Here is a 19,180-nt window from a genome sequence, read left to right on the forward strand (position 1 = left end):
GGGCTTCAGCCCTGCTGCCCCGAGGCCTTCCGCCACGTCGGCCGCATCGCCAGGACGCGCTCCCGCACCCCCGACCACCAGGCCGACGCCGTCCACACCACACGCACCGTGGAGCGCGGCGCGAGAACCGCGCGGATCCTGGCGCCCCTGCCGACCGCGGCGCTCAGACCCGCCGACGCCCGGCGGACGTCGTCCGCGATGCCCGCCGTCGGGCGGGGCTGCGGCGCGTACAGGACCTGCTCCACCGCGTTCGCCACCCGGTGCACCGAGGCCGCAGGCGCCCCTTCGAGCCCGCCCAGCGCGACGATGCGGGCGGCCGCCTTGCGCGGGGTCTGTGACTCGTCCGGGGTGATGCCGAAGTCCCACGCGGTGTCGGTCAGCTCCTGCCAGACGGCCAGCGTGTGCGGAGCCGCGTCCGCCTCGCCGCGGCCGTGCGCCCCCAGCCGGACCGTGCGCGTCCGCAGACGCCACAGCATCGGGGCCAGCGGGAGCGCCAGGGCGGCGAGGCCCGCCAGGGCCCAGACCAGGATCGCGTACCACTTCGGGCCGTCGTCGTCCGTGGGCAGCGCCGCCTGCGGCGACTCGCTCGCGCACCCGCCGTCCAGCCTCTTCTGCTCCGGCGTGCAGCTCTCGCGCGTCGAGGGCGCCGCTGAGGGCGCGGCGGAGGACGTCTCGGTCGGGCGCGCGGGGTCCGGCACCGAGCTGCCCTGGTCCTCCGGCAGCGTGTACGACGGCATCGAGCCGCGGTTCGGAGTCGGCTCGAAGCGGGTCCAGCCCACGCCCTCGAAGTACAGCTCGGGCCAGGCGTGCGCGTCCCGCAGGCCCACCGACACCGAGCCGTCCGCCTGCGGGGAACCGGGCGCGAAGCCCACCGCGACCCGGGCCGGTATGTCCAGGGAGCGGGCCATCGCCGCCATCGCGAAGGAGAAGTGCACGCAGAAACCCTGCTTGTCCTTCAGGAAGCGGGCGATCGCCTGCGAACCGCTGCCGACCTGCACCTGGGTGTCGTACTCGAAGCCGCCGGTCACGGCGAACCAGTCCTGGAGCTTGACCGCCTGGTCGTAGGGGTTGGCCGCGCCCGCGGTGACCTTGCGGGCCGTGCTCGCCACCACCGAAGGCAGCGAGTCGGGCAGCTTGGTGAAATCGCGGTCGATGGACGCCGGCGGCTTCGGCGCCGAGGCGAGCTGTTCCGCCGTCGGCTGCACGTCCAGGCTCTTGACCTGGTATGTCAGGCCCCGGGTGTTCTGGCCGTGATCGCCGACCAGCGTCATGCCCAGGGGCTCGTAGCGCCAGTTGCCCCGGATGTTCACCCCGCTCGGCGGATACGGCATGGGCAGCCAGTCCTGGGCGTACCAGTCGGCCGCGGAGATCGTGGTGTCGAACTCCGTGCGCTTCACGTCCGGGCCGAGACCGATCGGCGTCGGGAACGTGCCGTCGGGGAGGGCGGTGATGGACCGCCGGGACGGCTTCCAGGTCGTGCCGTCGAAGTCGTCCAGGGACACGATCCGCAGATACAGGTCCGAGACGTCCGGCACCTTGGTCTTCACGGACAGGACCTGCTGGTCCTCGTCCGCGTTCAGGCTGTCCCGCAGCGACACCAGCGGGTTCACGGCGGAGATCGTGCCGCCGCCGCCCGAGCCGGAACCGGCGCCCGCCCCCACCGAGTCCAGCAGGCCGCCGTTCATCGCGGGCAGGCCGAGCGGCACCACCAGGGCGATGCCCAGCGCGACCACACCGATGCGCCGGCCGGTGCGGACCGGGGCGACCGCCCCGCTCTGCTCCTCTCCGGCCGTGCGCGGGGCCCCGCCGAAGACCCGCCCCCACTGGGAGAGACGGTCCCGCCCCTCGGCCAGCAGCAGCATCAGATAGCCGGCCGCCGCGACCAGGAACCACAGCCAGTCCGTGCCCCCGTCGGAGAGCCCCGCGGCCACCGAGTACAGCGCGAGCAGCGGCAGCCCGGCCGGAGCGGCGCTGCGGAAGGTCACCGCGAGGGCGTCCACCAGCAGCCCGATGATCAGGACCCCGCCGATGAGCATCAGCCGGATGCCGTCGGACTCCAGAGGGGCCGGGATCGCGTACCGCGCGATGTCGTCCCCGCCCTGCCGGAGCAGGATCGCGAAGCGGTCGAGGGCCTCCGGCCCCGGGACCAGCCCGGCGAGGGCCTGCTCACGGGCGAAGACGAACGTCAGCAGGAACACCATGACCACGGCCTGCGCAGCGACCGTCAGCGGCCTGGCCAGCGGCACCCTGCGTGTCGCGGCCCCCACGCCCGCCTGCACGCCCAGCAGGAAGGCCGCCTGCACGATCCACGTGGCCGGTCTGACGAGGGGCAGCAGGGCGCACGAGGCCATCACGGCGGCCGCCCACGCGCCCAGCGTCAGTCGTATCCGCCCGCTCATCACGGTCCCTCCCCGCCCGCCGCGGCCACGCCCCTGCGCTCCCGGTCCGCCTGTCGCCACAACTCGTCCAGGGAAGCCCCCCGGGGCACGCCCACGGTCGTCCAGCCCGCCTCGCGCAGCATGCGCAGCCGCTCCTCGCTCCCGTCCGACGGACCGGTCACGTCACTCGGTTCCCGCACCCAGGTCTCGCTGTCCAGCACGAAGGCGACGCCGCCTCCGCCGCGCTGGCGCATCCTGGCCACCACGGCCGCCTGCTCCTCGTCCAGGTCGCCGAGGAAGGCCACCAGCAGCCCCTCGTTCCCCCCGCGCAGGACGTCGTAGGCCCGGGACAGGCCCGCGCCGTCGGAGTGGTCGATCACCGCGAGGGTGTCCATCATCAGCCCGGCCGCGTCCGCCGACCCCTGGCTCGCGCCCGCGAAGCCGTCGCCGCCCTCGCCGGGCACGGCGCTGCCGGTGTCGGTCAACAGCCGTACCGAGAAGCCCTGTTCGAGCATGTGCACCAGCACGGACGCGGCGCCCGCCACGGCCCACTCGAAGGCCGCGTCCGGGCCCGCGCCCTGGAAGGCGATGCCCCGGGTGTCGAGCAGCACCGTGCAGCGGGCGCGCTGCGGCTGTTCCTCGCGGCGCACCATCAACTCGCCGTAGCGGGCCGTGGAGCGCCAGTGCACGCGGCGCAGATCGTCGCCGTAGCGGTACCCGCGCGGGATCACGTCGTCCTCGCCGGCCAGCGCGAGCGAACGCTGCCGTCCGTCGCCGTACCCCTTCGCCTCACCGCTGAGGCGCACCGGCGCCAGCGGCTCCACGCGCGGGATCACCGTGAGGTTGTCGTACGTCGAGAAGGACCGGGTCAGCTCGCACATGCCGAACGGGTCGGTCAGGCGCAGCTGGAGCGGGCCCAGCGGGTAGCGGCCGCGCAGGTCCGAGCGCACCCGGTAGGACACCTCGCGGCGGCCCCCCGCCTCCACTCGGTCCAGCACGAAGCGCGGCCGGGGGCCGAGCACGTACGGCACCCGGTCCTGGAGCATCAGCAGGCCCGTGGGCAGCCGCGAGACGTTGTCCATCCGCAGGTGGACCCGGGCCTCGCTGCCGGCGGGCACGCGCGCGGGGGAGAGGCGGCGGCTGCCCGCGACCCGGTAGCGCGTGCGGTACAGGACCGTCGCGCACACGAGTGGCAGCACCGCCAGCAGCAGCCCCACGCGCAGCAGGTCGCTCTGCCCGAGCACATAGGCGCAGACGGCGGCCGCGACGCCGGCGGCCAGGAAGGAGCGTCCGCGGGTGGTCAGACCGGCCAGGGCGGTGCGGATGCCGCCCTTCTCGTCCTGGTCGGCCTCCGCGTGCCCCGTCCCCGCGGTGGTCATCACAGCCTCCGCGGCGGCTGCTGGGGATACGCCGGAACCCCGCGGCCCAGGCCGCCGAAGCCGCTCTGCGGCTGCGGCGCCGCCGGCACCGGGGTGCGCTGCAGGATCTCCTCGACGACCTGCTCGGAGGTGCGGCGGCCCAGCTGGGCCTGGGCGGTGGGCAGCAGGCGGTGGGCCAGGACGGCGACGGCCAGCGCCTGCACGTCGTCCGGCAGCGCGTACTCCCGGCCGCTGAGGGCCGCGGACGCCTTCGCCGCGCGCAGCAGGTGCAGCGTCGCGCGCGGGGAGGCGCCCAGTCTGAGGTCGGGGTGCGTGCGCGTGGCGCCGACCAGGTCCACCACGTAGCGCCGGACCGGCTCGGCGACGTGCACGCCGCGCACCGCCTCGATCAGCTTGAGGATCTCGTGCGCGTGGGCCACGGGCTGGAGGTCCTCCAGCGGCGAGACGCCGCCGTGCACGTCCAGCATCTGCAACTCGGCCTCCGCGCTGGGGTAGCCGACCGAGACCCGGGCCATGAAACGGTCGCGCTGGGCCTCCGGCAGCGGGTAGGTGCCCTCCATCTCGACCGGGTTCTGCGTCGCCACCACCATGAAGGGGCTGGGCAGTTCGTAGGTGTCGCCGTCGATGGTGACCTGCCGCTCCTCCATCGACTCCAGGAGCGCGGACTGCGTCTTGGGCGAGGCGCGGTTGATCTCGTCGCCGATCACGACCTGCGCGAAGATCGCGCCCGGCTTGAACTCGAAGTCACGGCGCTGCTGGTCCCAGATGGACACACCGGTGATGTCCGAGGGCAGCAGGTCGGGCGTGAACTGGATGCGCTGCACCGAGCAGTCGATGGACCGCGCCAGCGCCTTGGCCAGCATCGTCTTGCCGACTCCCGGGACGTCCTCGATCAGCAGATGTCCCTCGGCGAGCAGCACGGTCAGCGAGAGCCGTACGACCTCGGGCTTGCCCTCGATCACGCCTTCCACCGACTCCCGCACCCGCTCCACCACGGCGGTCAGATCAGTGAGGCTCGCTCGATCGTCATAGGTCGTCACCCGGCCCTCCTCGGCCTTTCCCGTACTCCCGGGGAGCACGGGATACCCCATTTTCCCCGGCCGACGCCGCATGCCGCGCGTCGGCCCACCCCGAACCACGGACACCACGCGTGAAACGCTCAGCGTGACGTCACTCCCGCATTCTTGCTGCCGTTACCGATTCGTGTCACTCGACTGTGGATAACTGGCCGCGATATGTCGGCCTTGGCACCCTTTCGAACGTGTGACTGACAGGATTTCGACAGCCGCGAGAGGCCGGCTCCGGGGTGGGGCCGGGGGCGGGTGACCAGGTCAGGAGGCGGGGTCGATCTCCCGCAGCAGGCCCGTCCTGACGTCGTAGACGAATCCGCGGATGTCGTCGGTGTGCGGCAGGAACGGCGAGGTGCGCAGGCGCCGCATCGACTGCCGTACGTCCTGGTCGGCGTCCTGGAAGGACTCCACGGCCCAGACCGGGCGCTGGCCGACCTCGGCCTCCAGCTCCCCCCGGAAGTCCTCGGTGAGGGTCTCCATGCCGCAGCCGGTGTGGTGGACGAGGACGACGCTGCGCGTCCCCAGCTTGCGCTGGCTGATGGTGAGCGAGCGGATCACGTCGTCGGTGACCACGCCGCCGGCGTTGCGGATGGTGTGGCAGTCGCCGAGTTCGAGGCCGAGCGTGGCGAGCGGGTCGAGGCGGGCGTCCATGCAGGCCACGACCGCCACGTGCAGGGCGGGTGCGGCGGCCATCCCGGCGTGGCCGAAGTCGGCGGCGTAGCGGGTGTTGGCGTCGACGATGCGGTCGGTGACCGTGCCGCTTCCGGTGCCGGCGCTCTCCGAACCCGTGGGAAATGATGCAGAAGTCGTCATATCCATGACGGTACTGGTCACGACCGTTCCGGGGCCGCTGTGAGAGGGGACAAAGAACGCCATCGGGCCTTGTGGTGAGGTAACCCACAAGGGTGGTGTGCCCGCCGGTCGCGACGCGCAGGCCGGTTGATTGACCGGGAGACACGGTGGACTAAAGTGACGCGAAGCGGGAGGCGAGACTCTCCCCGCTGGACTGATTTCCCCGGAGACCCGGCGACGCCCGGCGATCTCCCCACGTGCGCGGCGCGTACGTACGGCTCGGCCTCCTCCCGCTCCCGGTCGGCTGACGCTTCCGGCGCCGGCAGGCCTCCCCTTCAGCAGCGGGCGGGGACCCGGCGGTGCGTGGGCCCGTGCCGGATCTGAGAGGCCCCCTTGAGCCAGAGTCGACACGTCCCGGTGATGCTCCAGCGGTGCCTGGACCTGCTGGCACCCGCCCTGGAGGGCCCGGAGGCGGTGGTCGTCGACTGCACCCTCGGCCTCGGCGGCCACAGCGAGGCGCTGCTCGAGCGGTTCCCCGGGGCGCGGCTCGTCGCCCTCGACCGCGACAAGGAGGCCCTGCGCCTGTCCGGTGAGCGCCTCGCGTCCTACGGGGGGCGCGCCACCCTCGTCCACGCGGTGTACGACGAACTGCCCGAGGTGCTGGACAAGCTCGGCATCGCGCGCGTGCAGGGCGTTCTCTTCGACCTCGGCGTCTCCTCCATGCAGCTCGACGAGGCCGACCGCGGCTTCGCCTACGCCCAGGACGCCCCGCTCGACATGCGGATGGACCAGACGACGGGAGCCAGCGCCGCCGAGGTCCTCAACACGTACCCGCCGGGCGAACTCGTCCGCATCCTGCGGGCGTACGGCGAGGAGAAGCAGGCCAAGCGGATCGTGGCCGCGGTCGTGCGCGAGCGCGAGAAGGAGCCGTTCAGCAACAGCGCGCGGCTCGTCGAGCTGATCCGGGACGCCCTGCCGCAGGCCGCCAAGCGCACCGGCGGCAACCCGGCCAAGCGCACCTTCCAGGCGCTGCGCATCGAGGTCAACGGCGAGCTGTCCGTCCTGGAGCGGGCGATCCCGGCCGCGGTGAAGGCGCTCGACGTGGGCGGGCGGATCGCGGTGCTGTCGTACCACTCGCTGGAGGACCGTCTGGTCAAGCAGGTCTTCGCGGCGGGCGCCGCCACCACCGCGCCGCCCGGACTGCCCGTCGTGCCCGAGCGTTACCAGCCGCGGCTCAAGCTGCTCACCCGTGGTGCCGAACTCCCCACGGAAGAGGAGATCGCCGAGAACCGGCGGGCGGCACCGGCGCGGTTGCGCGGGGCGCAGCGCATCAGGGAGGACGTCGAGTGAGCCACGTGACCCGAGGGAGCGTGAGTGAGCAGTAAACCCGAACTCAAGGGGAGGGCGGCCGGTCTCGCGCGGCTCTTCCCGACCGGTAAGGCACAGGCGGCCCGCATGCCGTTCGTGCTCCTCGTGGTCCTCCTGCTCGGCGGCGGCCTCATCAGTCTCCTGGTGCTGAACTCGGCGCTCAGCGAAGGCGCGTTCAAGCTCGACGATCTCCAGCGCGAGACCAAGAGCCTCACCGACGAGGAACAGGCCCTCCAGCGGGACATCGACGCCTACTCCGCCCCCGAGGCCCTTCAGCGCCGCGCCCGCGAGCTCGGCATGGTCCCCGGCGGCGACCCGGCCTTCCTCGAGCGCGACGGCACCGTCAAGGGCGTCCCCAGTGCCGCCCCCGGCGCCTGGCAGACCGCCGCCCACATCCCCCTCGTCCTCGCCCCCGAGGCCATGCCCAACGGCCCCGCCCCGACCCCCGGCAGGTGACGGAAGTGTCCGACAGGGAACCCCCGCGCCGGCGTGCCCCGGCCCTCGCCGAGCCCGCCTGCCCTCGTGATCCCGGCGCTCGCCCGGCTCTTGGCGCGGTCTCCGCTCGCGGATTCGCGGTGGCTCGGGTCTCGGGCCGGGTAGCTCGGGTGTCTGCCGGGTGGTCTCCGTTGGGTCAAGCCCGTGGCGGTGCCGGGGCCGGCGGGCTCGATGCCCGGTGCCGCCGTGCGGCGGGCCTGGCCGGGTCCGCCTGTCTCCGTGATCCCGGCGTTCGTCCGGCCCCTGGCGCGGTGTCCCCTCGTGGGCTCGCGGCCGCTCGGGTGTTCGCCGGGCCGTCGCCGTTGTGCGCCCTCGGCCCCGAGGCCCGGGGCCGGATCGGCCGTGGGGCCCCAGCCGTGTCCGTCAGTCCCCAGTCCACCCCGACCCCCGGCAGGTGACGGAAGTGTCCGACAGGGAACCCCCGCGCCGGCGTGTGCCCGGTCCTGCCAGGCCCGCTCGGTCTGATGCCCGGCGGCGGCCGGGGCCCGGTGCGCGGCCGGTGCGGCGGCCGGGTCAGGGACGGCCGGGGGCGTCCCGGCCGCTGCGGCTGGGCAGTCCCCGGCCCCGGCTGCGGCTGGTCGGGCTCGCGCTGACGCTGGTGATGATCGCCTTCGTCGTGCGGCTGTTCCAGGTGCAGGCCGTCGACGCGAGCACGTACGCGGCCAAGGCCGAGCAGAACCGCTATGTCGGGCAGGTGCTGGCAGCCGACCGGGGCGAGATCACCGACCGGTCCGGTGTGGCCCTGGCGACCAGTGAGGACGCCTACGACATCACGGCCGACCCCACCATGTTCGCCCCGGACCACCTGAAGATCGGTGACGGGCCCGAGCAGGCCGCCGCGCTCCTCGCGCCGATCCTCGGCCAGGACCAGGAAGCCCTGGTCGAGAAGCTGCGGCCGAAGAACAAGAACCTGCGCTACGCGAAGCTGGCCTCCCGGCAGACCCCGCAGGTCTGGAAGCAGATCAAGGACCTGAAGTCCGCGCTGGCCAAGAAGGAGGAGACGGACAAGTCAGCGCACAACGTCCTCGCGGGTGTCTTCTCCGTCGCCACCAGCAAGCGCGTGTACCCCAACGGCGACCTCGCCGCCGGGATACTGGGCTGGGTCAACGGCGAGGGCAAGCCCGGCGGCGGCATCGAACTGCAGCTGGACAAGGAACTGGCCGGCAAGGACGGCAAGATCCGCTACGCCCAGTCCGGCGGCCGTCTCGTCCCCACCGTGGGTTCCACCGAGACCCCCGCCGTGCCCGGCAGCGACGTCGAGCTCACCATCGACCGCGACATCCAGTGGGCCGCCCAGAAGGCCATCAGCGACCAGGTGAAGGAGTCCGCGGCCGACCGCGGCTACGTCATCGTCCAGGACACCCGCACCGGACAGATCCTGGCCATGGCCAACTCACCCGGCTTCGACCCCAACGACCTGTCGGACGCCGACTCGGCGGCGCTCGGCAACGCGGCCGTCCAGGACGCCTTCGAGCCCGGCTCCACCGCCAAGGTCATGTCGATGGCCGCCGTCCTCCAGGAGAACACCGCCACCCCGATGACCCACGTCGTCGTGCCCAACCGGCTGCACCGCGGCGACCGGCTCTTCAAGGACGACATCGACCACCCGACCTGGTACCTGACGCTCAACGGCGTCCTCGCCAAGTCGAGCAACATCGGCACCATCCTCGCCACCGGCCAGCTCCGCAAGACCCAGGCCCAGTCCAACAAGGTCCTCTACGACTACCTGCGCAAGTTCGGCCTCGGCGACTACACCGGCCTCGGCTTCCCCGGCGAGACCAAGGGCATCCTCGCCCCGCCCGACAAGTGGTCGACCTCGCAGCAGTACACGATTCCTTTCGGCCAAGGCGTCTCCATCAACGCCATGCAGGCGGCGTCCGTGTACTCGACCATCGCCAACGGCGGCGTCCGCGTCGAACCCTCGCTCGTCCGCGGCACCAAGGGCCCCGAAGGCCGCTTCGCCCCGGCCCCCGAGCCCAAGAAGACGCGGGTCGTCAGCACCAAGACGGCGAAGACCCTCGCCCAGATGCTGGAGTCCGTCGTGGACGACGAGGAGGGCACCGGCACCAAGGCGCGCATCCCCGGCTACCGCGTCGCGGGCAAGACGGGCACGGCCAACCGCGTGGATCCGGCCACCGGCAAGTACCACGGCTATACCTCGTCCTTCGCCGGCTTCGCGCCCGCCGACAAGCCCCGCGTGACCGTCTACTGCGCCATCCAGAACGCCACCCAGGGCAGCTACTTCGGCGGCCAGATCTGCGGCCCCGTCTACAAGCGGGTCATGGAGTTCGCACTGAAGTCCCTCCAGGTCCCGCCGACCGGCGCCAAGGCCGCGAAGCTGCCCGTCTCCTTCCAGAACTGACCGGAACCGAACCCCGAGCCCTGATCAGCACCGAGCATCACCGAGCCACCAGGACCGCCCCCGTGACAACGATCACCCCCGACCCCGGGAACCAGAGCACCCCCGCCCCCTCACTTCGCCCGGAGGCGGGTGCGCCCGGTACGCTCACCGCCGTGCCACACGCTGATCAGTCCCAAACCACCCAGAAGGGCCATCCCGTGACATACCCCGGGCCGCCCAGGCCGGTGCAGGTCTCCGCCACACCCCTCGCGGAACTCTCCGATCAGCTGGGTGTTCCCACGCCGGAGAGCGCCGCCGAGGTCACGGGCATCACCCACGACTCGCGCGCCGTACGCCCCGGCGATCTGTACGCCGCCCTCCCGGGCGCTCGCCTGCACGGCGCCGACTTCGTCACGCAGGCCGCCGGCCTCGGCGCGGCAGCCGTGCTCACCGACCCCACCGGCGCCGAGCGCGCCGCGGAGTCCGGGCTGCCGGTCCTCGTCGTCGACGACCCGCGCGCGCAGATGGGCGAGCTGGCCGCCACGATCTACGGCCACCCCGGCCGGGACCTGCTCCAGATCGGCATCACCGGCACCTCCGGCAAGACCACCACGGCCTACCTCGTCGAGGGCGGCCTGAAGACCGTCAGGTCCACCGGCCTGATCGGCACGGTCGAGATGCGCATCGGCGACGAGCGCATCAAGTCCGAGCGCACCACCCCCGAGGCCACCGACCTCCAGGCCCTGTTCGCCGTCATGCTCGAACGCGGCGTCGACGCCGTCGCCATGGAGGTCTCCAGCCACGCCCTGGTCCTCGGCCGGGTCGACGCCTGTGTCTTCGACATCGGCGTCTTCACCAACCTCAGCCCGGAGCACATGGAGTTCCACTCCGGCATGGAGGACTACTTCCAGGCCAAGGCGCAGCTCTTCACGCCGGGACGCGGCAAACTCGGCGTGGTCAACATCGACGACGAGTACGGCCGCAGGCTCGCGAACGAGGCCACCGTCCCGGTCGTCACCTACTCCGCCGAGGGCCACCCCGACGCCGACTGGCGCGCCGAGGACGTCGAGGTCGGCCAACTCGACTCGACGTTCACCGTCATCGGCCCCAAGGGTGAGCGGATCAGCGCCAAGTCACCGCTGCCGGGCCCCTTCAACGTGGCCAACACCCTCGCCGCGATCGTCGCCCTGGCCGTCGCCGGCCTCGACCCGCAGGCCGCCGCCGACGGTGTCGCCGCCGTACCCGGCGTGCCGGGCCGTCTGGAGCGCGTGGACGCCGGTCAGCCCTACCTCGCGGTCGTCGACTACGCCCACAAGACCGACGCGGTCGAATCGGTCCTCAAGGCCCTCCGCAAGGTCACCGAGGGCAAGCTGCACATCGTCCTCGGCTGCGGCGGCGACCGGGACAAGTCCAAGCGCGAGCCCATGGGCGCCGCCGCGGCCCGGCTCGCCGACACCGCCGTACTGACCTCCGACAACCCCCGCTCCGAGGACCCCCTCGCGATCCTCGCCACGATGCTCCAGGGCGCGGCCTCCGTGCCCGCGTTCGAGCGTGGCGAGGTGCAGGTCTTCGAGGACCGGGCCGCCGCGATCGCCGCCGCCGTCGCCCGTGCCGAGCCCGGCGACACCGTGCTGGTCGCGGGCAAGGGCCATGAGCAGGGCCAGGACATCGCCGGGGTGGTCCGTCCCTTCGACGACCGCCAGGTACTTCGCGAAGCCGTCCAGAAGACCCAGGGATGAAAATCCAGAAGACCCAGGGGATGAACTTGTGATCGCCCTCTCCCTCGCCGAGATCGCAGAAGTCGTCGGCGGGCAGACACACGACATACCGGATCCGTCCGTCCAGGTCACCGGACCGGTCGTCCGTGACTCTCGCGAGGCGGTGCCGGGCAGCCTGTTCGCCGCCTTCGCCGGCGAGCGCGTGGACGGACACGACTACGCGGCGGCGGTCGTCGAGGCGGGAGCGGTGGCCGTGCTCGGCACCCGGCCCGTCGGCGTGCCCGCGATCGTCGTGGACGACGTCCAGAGCGCCCTCGGCGCCCTCGCCCGGCACGTCGTACGCCGTCTCGGTGCCACCCTCGTCGCCCTCACCGGCTCGGCGGGCAAGACCAGCACCAAGGACCTCATCGCGCAGGTGCTCCAGCGCAAGGCGCCGACGGTGTTCACGCCCGGCTCCCTCAACAACGAGATCGGACTGCCGCTGACCGCGCTCAGCGCCACCGAGGAGACCAGGTTCCTCGTCCTGGAGATGGGCGCCCGGGGTATCGGGCACATCAGCTACCTCGCCGGTCTGACGCCCCCGAAGGTCGGCCTCGTCCTCAACGTCGGCAGCGCCCACATCGGCGAGTTCGGCGGCCGTGAGCAGATCGCCCAGGCGAAGGGCGAACTCGTCGAGGCGCTCCCGTCCGAGGCCGAGGGCGGAACCGCCATCCTGAACGCGGACGACCCCTACGTGCGGGCCATGGCCGCCCGTACGAAGGCGAAGGTGATCTTTTTCGGAGAGTCCGGCGAAGCGGACGTCTCCGCCGAGAACGTGCGACTCACGGACAGCGGACAGCCCTCGTTCAGGCTTCACACACCCTCCGGTGCAAGTGACGTGACCATGCGCCTGTACGGTGAGCACCACGTGTCGAACGCGCTCGCCGCGGCCGCCGTCGCCCACGAACTGGGCATGTCCGCAGACGAGATCGCCGTGGCGCTCTCCGAGGCGGGCTCCCTCTCCCGCTGGCGGATGGAGGTCACCGAGCGCCCGGACGGCGTGACGATCGTCAACGACGCCTACAACGCGAACCCCGAGTCCATGCGAGCCGCTCTGCGCGCGCTCGCGGCGATGGGCAAGGGGCGGCGGACCTGGGCGGTGCTCGGCAAGATGGCCGAGCTCGGGGACGAGGCTCTCGCCGAGCACGACGCGGTCGGGCGGCTCGCCGTCCGGCTCAACGTCAGCAAGCTCGTCGCGGTCGGTGGCAGGGAAGCCGCCTGGCTGCAACTGGGCGCATATAACGAGGGTTCGTGGGGTGAGGAGTCGGTGCACGTGTCCGACGCACAGGCGGCGGTCGACCTGTTGCGCAGCGAGTTGCGCCCGGGGGATGTCGTGCTCGTGAAGGCGTCCCGTTCGGTCGGCCTCGAGAGCGTGGCGCAGGCGCTCCTCGAGTCCGGTGCCGAGGGTGAGGTTTCCGCCCGATGATGAAGCAGATCCTGTTCGCAGGAGTCATTGGCCTCTTCCTGACCCTGGTCGGCACCCCGCTGCTGATCAAGCTGCTCGCCCGCAAGGGCTACGGCCAGTACATCCGCGACGACGGCCCGCGCGAGCACGCCAGCAAGCGCGGTACGCCGACCATGGGCGGTATCGCCTTCATCCTGGCGACGGTCGCCGCGTACTTCCTGGCGAAGGTGATCACGGGCTATCTGGACCCGGAGGCCGACGCGGCGCCGACCTTCTCGGGTCTGCTGGTGCTCGGCCTGATGGTCGGCATGGGCCTGGTCGGCTTCCTCGACGACTACATCAAGATCGTCAAGCGGCGTTCGCTGGGTCTGCGGGCCAAGGCGAAGATGGCCGGCCAGCTGATCGTCGGCATCGGGTTCGCCGTGCTGTCGCTGCAGTTCGCGGACAACCGCGGCAACACCCCCGCCTCCACGAAGCTGTCGTTCATCACGGACTTCGGCTGGACGATCGGACCCGTGCTGTTCGTCGTCTGGGCGCTGTTCATGATTCTCGCGATGTCGAACGGCGTGAACCTGACCGACGGTCTGGACGGTCTGGCCACCGGCGCCTCGGTGCTGGTCTTCGGCGCCTACACCTTCATCGGCGTCTGGCAGTTCCAGGAGTCCTGCGCCAACGCGCAGACCCTGACCAACCCGGGCGCGTGCTACGAGGTGCGAGATCCCCTCGACCTGGCGGTGGTCGCCTCGGCGCTGATGGGCGCCTGCCTCGGCTTCCTGTGGTGGAACACCTCGCCGGCCAAGATCTTCATGGGTGACACCGGTTCGCTCGCGCTCGGCGGTGTGCTCGCCGGCCTCGCGATCTGCTCCCGCACCGAGCTGCTGATCGCCATCCTCGGCGGCCTCTTCGTCCTGATCACCATGTCCGTGGTGATCCAGGTCGGTTCCTTCCGCCTGACCGGGAAGCGCGTCTTCCGGATGGCGCCACTCCAGCACCACTTCGAACTCAAGGGCTGGTCCGAAGTGCTTGTCGTGGTCCGCTTCTGGATCATTCAGGGCATTTGTGTGATCGTCGGACTAGGCCTCTTCTACGCAGGATGGGCAGCGGACAAGTGACCTCCTCGGAGCCCTTCGCCTTCCAGGGCAAGCACATCACCGTCGCCGGGCTCGGCGTCTCCGGCGTCCCGGCGGCCAAGGTGCTGCACGGCCTCGGCGCGATCGTCACGGTCGTCAACGACGGCGCCGACGAGCGCGCCCGGGCGCAGGCGGCCGACTTGGAGGCGCTCGGCATCACCGTGCGCCTCGGTGACGGCGACACCCTGCCCGAGGGCTCCGAGCTGATCGTCACCGCGCCCGGCTGGAAGCCGGACAAGCCGCTGTTCGCGGCGGCTCGTGCCGCGGGTCTGGAGATCTGGGGCGACGTCGAACTGGCCTGGCGCCTGCGCGGCCCCGACGCCGCCCCCTGGCTGGCCGTCACGGGCACCAACGGCAAGACCACGACCGTCCAGATGCTCGCCTCGATCCTGGAGGCGGCGGGCCTGCGCACCGCCGCCGTCGGCAACATCGGCGTCTCGCTCCTGGACGCGGTGCTCGGCGAGGAGCGCTACGACGTGCTCGCCGTGGAACTGTCCAGCTACCAGCTCCACTGGGCGCCGTCGCTGCGCGCCCACTCGGCCGCCGTGCTGAACCTCGCCCCCGACCACCTCGACTGGCACGGCTCCATGGAGGCGTACGCCGCCGACAAGGGCCGGATCTACGAGGGCAATCAGATCGCCTGCGTCTACAACGCGGCCGACAAGGCCACCGAGGACCTGGTCCGCGAGGCCGACGTCGAGGAGGGCTGCCGCGCCATCGGCTTCACCCTGGGCACGCCCGGGCCCTCCCAACTCGGTGTCGTGGAGGGCATCCTGGTCGACCGCGCCTTCGTGGAGAACCGGCAGAAGAACGCCCAGGAGCTCGCCGAGGTCGCCGACGTGAACCCGCCGGCCCCGCACAACATCGCCAACGCCCTCGCGGCGGCGGCCCTCGCCCGGGCCTACGGGGTGCCCGCCAAGGCCGTACGGGACGGTCTGCGGGCCTTCACCCCGGACGCCCACCGCATCGCGCACGTGGCCGACGTGGACGGCGTCGCGTACGTCGACGACTCCAAGGCCACCAACACGCATGCGGCGGAAGCCTCGTTGGCGGCCTACGAGCCGATCGTGTGGATCGCGGGCGGGCTCGCCAAGGGCGCCGTCTTCGACGAGCTGGTCGCCAAGTCGGCGGGGCGGCTGCGCGGCGCCGTGCTGATCGGCGCGGACCGCGCGCTCATCCGGGAAGCCCTCGCGCGACACGCCCCGGAAGTACCCGTCGTCGACCTCGACCGGACCGACACTGGGGCGATGCTCCAGGCCGTCCAGGAGGCGCGGCGGCTCGCACAGCCCGGCGACACGGTGCTGCTGGCCCCGGCCTGCGCCTCGATGGACATGTTCACCAACTACAACAAGCGCGGTGACGCGTTCGCGGAGGCGGTTCGCGAACTCGGCGCGGGCACCTGACGGTCGGTCTCGGCCACGACGGGTGCTTCGGGACCCTTGGAGGGACGCGTGACTCGGATGTGGCCCGAGACCAGCCGGCGGACACCCGCCGCCGACCCGGGGCCGACGCCCCCACCCCTTCCACGCGCGTCCGCGGGAGCCGTCCATGCCCGGTAGCCGTACCGGAGGGCCGCCCGCGCAGCGGCCCGTCCGCCGGCCCGCCGTGGCCCGGACGTCGCGCGAGAGCGGTGTCCTGGGGCTGTATCTGCGGGCGCGCAGGGGCTGGGACCGGCCGCTGACCGCCTACTACCTGATCTTCGGCGGCAGTCTGCTGATCACCGTGCTGGGGCTGGTGATGGTCTACTCGGCCTCCCAGATCACCGCGCTGCAGATGTCGCTGCCGGGCTCGTACTTCTTCCGCAAGCAGCTGCTCGCCGCGGTGATCGGCGCCGGGCTGCTGTTCTCCGCCTCACGGATGCCGGTGAAACTGCACCGGGCGCTGGCCTACCCCATCCTCGCGGGCGCCGTCTTCCTGATGATCCTGGTGCAGATCCCCGGGATAGGAGTGTCGGTCAACGGCAACCAGAACTGGATCGCGGTGGGCGGCTCCTTCCAGATCCAGCCCAGCGAGTTCGGCAAGCTCGCCCTCGTGCTGTGGGGCGCCGACCTGCTCGCCCGCAAGCAGGACCGGAAGCTGCTGACCCAGTGGAAGCACATGCTCGTCCCGCTGGTGCCGGCCGCCTTCATGCTGCTCGGGCTGATCATGATCGGCGGCGACATGGGCACCGCGATCATCCTCACGGCCATCCTGTTCGGCCTGCTGTGGCTCGCCGGCGCGCCCACGCGGCTGTTCGCCGGTGTGCTGTCGATCGCCGCCGTGCTCGGCCTGATCCTCATCAAGACCAGCGCCAACCGCATGGCCCGGCTGCAGTGCCTCGGTGCCACCGAGCCTCAGTCGGGTCCCGTCGACTGCTGGCAGGCCGTGCACGGCATCTACGCCCTGGCCTCGGGCGGAATCTTCGGCTCCGGGCTGGGTGCGAGTGTGGAGAAATGGGGCCAACTCCCCGAAGCCCACACCGACTTCATCTTCGCCGTCACCGGTGAGGAACTGGGCCTGGCGGGGACGCTGTCGGTACTCGCCCTCTTCGCGGCTCTAGGCTATGCGGGTATCCGCGTGGCCGGACGCACGGAGGACCCCTTCGTGAGGTATGCCGCGGGAGGCGTGACCACCTGGATCACGGCGCAGGCCGTGATCAACATCGGTGCGGTGCTCGGTCTGCTGCCGATCGCCGGTGTCCCCCTCCCGCTGTTCTCCTACGGGGGATCCGCCCTGCTGCCGACCATGTTCGCCATCGGGCTGCTGATCGCCTTCGCACGCGACGAGCCCGCTGCGCGGGCGGCGCTTGCGATGCGGCAACCCCGCTTTGGTAGAAAGCGGGGGACTGGGGGCACCGGTTCCATTCGGAGTCCCCGGAGATGGAACACGATGCGACGACGTGCCTCGGCGGCGCGCTCGTCCGGAGAGCGGTGAATTTCGGTGCATGTCGTACTCGCCGGCGGAGGAACCGCGGGCCACATCGAGCCCGCGCTCGCCCTCGCGGACGCCCTGCGCAGGCAGGATCCGAGCGTGGGCATCACGGCCCTGGGAACGGAGCGCGGCCTCGAGACACGTCTCGTACCCGAGCGTGGGTACGAACTCGCGCTGATCCCCGCCGTGCCGCTGCCGCGCAAGCCCACCCCCGAGCTGATCACCGTGCCGGGCCGGCTGCGCGGGACGATCAAGGCGACCGAGCAGATCCTGGAGCGCACCAAGGCGGACGCCGTGGTCGGCTTCGGCGGCTACGTCGCCCTGCCCGGCTACCTCGCGGCCAAGCGCCTCGGTGTGCCGATCGTCATCCACGAGGCCAACGCCCGCCCGGGCCTGGCCAACAAGATCGGTTCGCGCTACGCCAGCCAGGTCGCGGTCTCCACGCCGGACAGCAAGCTGCGGGGCGCCCGTTACATCGGCATCCCGCTGCGCCGCTCCATCGCCACCCTGGACCGGGCCGCCGTACGCCCCGAGGCCCGGGCCGCGTTCGGTCTCGACCCGAACCTGCCCACGCTGCTGGTCACCGGCGGCTCCCAGGGCGCCCGCAGGCTGAACGAGGTCGTCCAGCAGGTCGCGCCCTGGCTCCAGCAGGCCGGAATCCAGATCCTGCACGCGGTCGGTCCGAAGAACGAACTGCCGCAGGTCCACCAGATGCCGGGAATGCCCCCCTACATCCCGGTAAGTTATCTGGACCGGATGGACCTCGCGTACGCCGCGGCGGACATGATGCTCTGCCGCGCGGGCGCGATGACCGTCGCCGAACTCTCCGCCGTCGGGCTCCCGGCCGCCTACGTCCCGCTGCCCATCGGCAACGGCGAACAGCGGCTCAACGCCCAGCCAGTGGTCAAGGCCGGCGGCGGTCTGCTGGTCGACGACGCGGAGCTGACCCCCGAGTGGGTCCAGCAGAACGTCCTGCCGGTGCTCGCCGACCCGCACCGGCTGTACCAGATGTCCCGCAGCGCCGCCGAGTTCGGCCGCCGGGACGCCGACGACCTGCTCGTCGGCATGGTGTACGAGGCGATCGCCGCCAGTCGTGCACACCGCTAGGACTGTATGACGGAAGGCAGGGGAGCGTGGCCGGATCGACCACCGCCGAGCGCGGTGAACGCCAGCAGAAGTCGTCCGGCCCGCCGCCCCGTCCACGGTCCAGGCGGGCCCGGCTTCGTGTGATTGTCATCCTGGGCCTCGCCCTGGTCTTCCTCGGCTTCCCGACGGTATGGCTGTTCTACGGCTCCGACTGGCTGCGCGCCGAGCGCGTGTCCGTGTCGGGCACCAGGGTCCTGACACCGGCTCAGGTGCGTGCCGCCGCCGACGTTCCGCTCGGGAAGCCGCTGATTTCCGTCGACACCGACGCGATCGAGTCGCGACTGCGCCGGAAATTGCCCCGAATTGACTCGGTTGACGTGGTCCGTTCCTGGCCCGATGGAATCGGGCTGAAAGTGGTCGAGCGGACTCCGGTTCTGATTGTCCAAAAGGGCGGAAAGTTCGTCGAGGTGGACGATGAAGGTGTCCGTTTCGCCACGGTTCCCGAGGCGCCCAAAGGCGTGCCCGCACTGGAATTGACGCTGTCCCGGTCCAGCTCCGCCGCCGCGAGCCTGCGCCGCTTCGGCGAGGCCCGGCTGGTACGCGAGGCGGTCGTCGTCGCCCGAGCCGTTCCGGCCGCCGTCGCCCGCGCCACACAGACCGTCAAGGTCCGTTCCTACGACGACATCTCACTGGAGTTGAGGGACGGCCGCACGGTCGTCTGGGGCAGCAGCGAGAAGGGCGCGGTCAAGGCCCGTACGCTCACCGCCCTGATGAAAGCCTCGCCCGGCGCGCGCTACTTCGACGTGAGCGTCCCCACCGCGCCCGCGTCATCAGTAAGTTGACGCACATCCGCGCAGGCCAGCACCCTGGTTGGGCAGTGCTACGGCTGATCACATAGGGTGAAAAGAAAAACGGGAGGTTCGGCGTGTTCGTTGAACGTGCGCCACTTGTCGACTTAGTGTCCTGTTCAGAAGACTCCAAGGAACAGACACACTGGTAACCCTAAACTTCAGGGTTAGGGTTCGGGTCGGCGATACGGACCGTCCCATTCGGCATCAGTCGTCGGGTC

Annotated in this window: 14 protein-coding genes; 10 read left to right on the top strand and 4 right to left on the bottom strand. The window is 71.5% G+C overall.

Annotation, left to right across the window (positions count from 1 at the left end):
* Window positions 1-5 precede the first annotated feature (5 nt).
* The 4 genes from NNW99_RS28490 to NNW99_RS28505 form a co-directional block, all read right to left on the bottom strand.
* Complete coding sequence (locus tag NNW99_RS28490; protein ID WP_215122023.1) at window positions 6-2,399, bottom strand: DUF3488 and transglutaminase-like domain-containing protein; 2,394 nt, start codon at window positions 2,397-2,399, stop codon at window positions 6-8.
* Complete coding sequence (locus tag NNW99_RS28495) at window positions 2,399-3,757, bottom strand: DUF58 domain-containing protein (protein ID WP_215122024.1); 1,359 nt, start codon at window positions 3,755-3,757, stop codon at window positions 2,399-2,401. Before NNW99_RS28495 ends, NNW99_RS28490 begins: the two co-directional genes overlap by 1 nt.
* On the bottom strand, window positions 3,757-4,797 hold the full coding sequence (locus NNW99_RS28500) for a MoxR family ATPase (RefSeq protein ID WP_215122025.1): 1,041 nt from the start codon (window positions 4,795-4,797) through the stop codon (window positions 3,757-3,759). Before NNW99_RS28500 ends, NNW99_RS28495 begins: the two co-directional genes overlap by 1 nt.
* Before the next feature lie 291 nt (window positions 4,798-5,088).
* Window positions 5,089-5,640, bottom strand: a complete 552-nt coding sequence (locus NNW99_RS28505; RefSeq protein WP_215122026.1) for a carbonic anhydrase — start codon at window positions 5,638-5,640, stop codon at window positions 5,089-5,091.
* A 372-nt stretch (window positions 5,641-6,012) separates the two neighbouring features.
* Here NNW99_RS28505 and rsmH point away from each other — a divergent pair, with 372 nt between their 5' ends.
* The 10 genes from rsmH to NNW99_RS28555 all read left to right on the top strand — a co-directional run bounded on the left by rsmH (window position 6,013) and on the right by NNW99_RS28555 (window position 18,953).
* On the top strand, window positions 6,013-6,969 hold the full coding sequence (rsmH, locus tag NNW99_RS28510) for a 16S rRNA (cytosine(1402)-N(4))-methyltransferase RsmH (protein WP_215122027.1): 957 nt from the start codon (window positions 6,013-6,015) through the stop codon (window positions 6,967-6,969).
* Window positions 6,970-6,993: 24 nt separating this feature from the next.
* Window positions 6,994-7,443 (top strand): septum formation initiator family protein, encoded by a 450-nt coding sequence (locus tag NNW99_RS28515; RefSeq protein ID WP_215122028.1) that lies wholly within the window; start codon window positions 6,994-6,996, stop codon window positions 7,441-7,443.
* A gap of 442 nt (window positions 7,444-7,885) precedes the next feature.
* The gene (locus NNW99_RS28520) at window positions 7,886-9,844 is read left to right on the top strand and encodes a penicillin-binding protein 2 (protein WP_285439959.1); all 1,959 of its coding nucleotides are present in this window, start codon (window positions 7,886-7,888) and stop codon (window positions 9,842-9,844) included.
* A 197-nt stretch (window positions 9,845-10,041) separates the two neighbouring features.
* The gene (locus NNW99_RS28525; protein ID WP_215122030.1) at window positions 10,042-11,562 is read left to right on the top strand and encodes a UDP-N-acetylmuramoyl-L-alanyl-D-glutamate--2,6-diaminopimelate ligase; all 1,521 of its coding nucleotides are present in this window, start codon (window positions 10,042-10,044) and stop codon (window positions 11,560-11,562) included.
* 28 nt (window positions 11,563-11,590) lie between these two features.
* The gene (gene murF / locus NNW99_RS28530) at window positions 11,591-13,006 is read left to right on the top strand and encodes a UDP-N-acetylmuramoyl-tripeptide--D-alanyl-D-alanine ligase (protein ID WP_215122031.1); all 1,416 of its coding nucleotides are present in this window, start codon (window positions 11,591-11,593) and stop codon (window positions 13,004-13,006) included.
* Complete coding sequence (gene mraY, locus NNW99_RS28535; protein ID WP_215124499.1) at window positions 13,006-14,097, top strand: phospho-N-acetylmuramoyl-pentapeptide-transferase; 1,092 nt, start codon at window positions 13,006-13,008, stop codon at window positions 14,095-14,097. Before murF ends, mraY begins: the two co-directional genes overlap by 1 nt.
* Window positions 14,079-15,518 carry a UDP-N-acetylmuramoyl-L-alanine--D-glutamate ligase gene (murD, locus tag NNW99_RS28540; RefSeq protein WP_215122032.1) on the top strand — a complete coding sequence of 480 codons (1,440 nt, stop codon included), beginning with the start codon at window positions 14,079-14,081 and terminating at the stop codon, window positions 15,516-15,518. The genes mraY and murD overlap by 19 nt, the downstream gene beginning before the upstream one ends.
* Window positions 15,519-15,663: 145 nt before the next feature.
* The gene (gene ftsW, locus NNW99_RS28545; protein ID WP_215122033.1) at window positions 15,664-17,028 is read left to right on the top strand and encodes a putative lipid II flippase FtsW; all 1,365 of its coding nucleotides are present in this window, start codon (window positions 15,664-15,666) and stop codon (window positions 17,026-17,028) included.
* Window positions 17,029-17,034: 6 nt separating this feature from the next.
* Window positions 17,035-18,132, top strand: a complete 1,098-nt coding sequence (murG, locus tag NNW99_RS28550; RefSeq protein WP_215122034.1) for an undecaprenyldiphospho-muramoylpentapeptide beta-N-acetylglucosaminyltransferase — start codon at window positions 17,035-17,037, stop codon at window positions 18,130-18,132.
* A gap of 26 nt (window positions 18,133-18,158) precedes the next feature.
* A complete protein-coding gene (locus tag NNW99_RS28555; protein ID WP_215122035.1) occupies window positions 18,159-18,953 on the top strand; it encodes a cell division protein FtsQ/DivIB in 795 nt (264 codons plus the stop codon).
* Window positions 18,954-19,180: the final 227 nt, after the last annotated feature.

The sequence above is a fragment of the Streptomyces sp. CRCS-T-1 genome, from assembly GCF_024442335.1.
In the GTDB taxonomy this organism is placed as follows: Bacteria; Actinomycetota; Actinomycetes; order Streptomycetales; family Streptomycetaceae; genus Streptomyces; species Streptomyces koelreuteriae.

Bases quoted from the DNA above. Each gene is read 5' to 3' on its own strand.
- NNW99_RS28490 (WP_215122023.1), bottom strand. From the start codon at position 2,399: ATGAGCGGGCGGATACGACTGACGCTGGGCGCGTGGGCGGCCGCCGTG.
- mraY (WP_215124499.1), top strand. From the start codon at position 13,006: ATGAAGCAGATCCTGTTCGCAGGAGTCATTGGCCTCTTCCTGACCCTG.
- NNW99_RS28505 (WP_215122026.1), bottom strand. From the start codon at position 5,640: ATGACGACTTCTGCATCATTTCCCACGGGTTCGGAGAGCGCCGGCACC.
- NNW99_RS28495 (WP_215122024.1), bottom strand. From the start codon at position 3,757: ATGACCACCGCGGGGACGGGGCACGCGGAGGCCGACCAGGACGAGAAG.
- murD (WP_215122032.1), top strand. From the start codon at position 14,079: ATGGGCAGCGGACAAGTGACCTCCTCGGAGCCCTTCGCCTTCCAGGGC.
- ftsW (WP_215122033.1), top strand. From the start codon at position 15,664: ATGCCCGGTAGCCGTACCGGAGGGCCGCCCGCGCAGCGGCCCGTCCGC.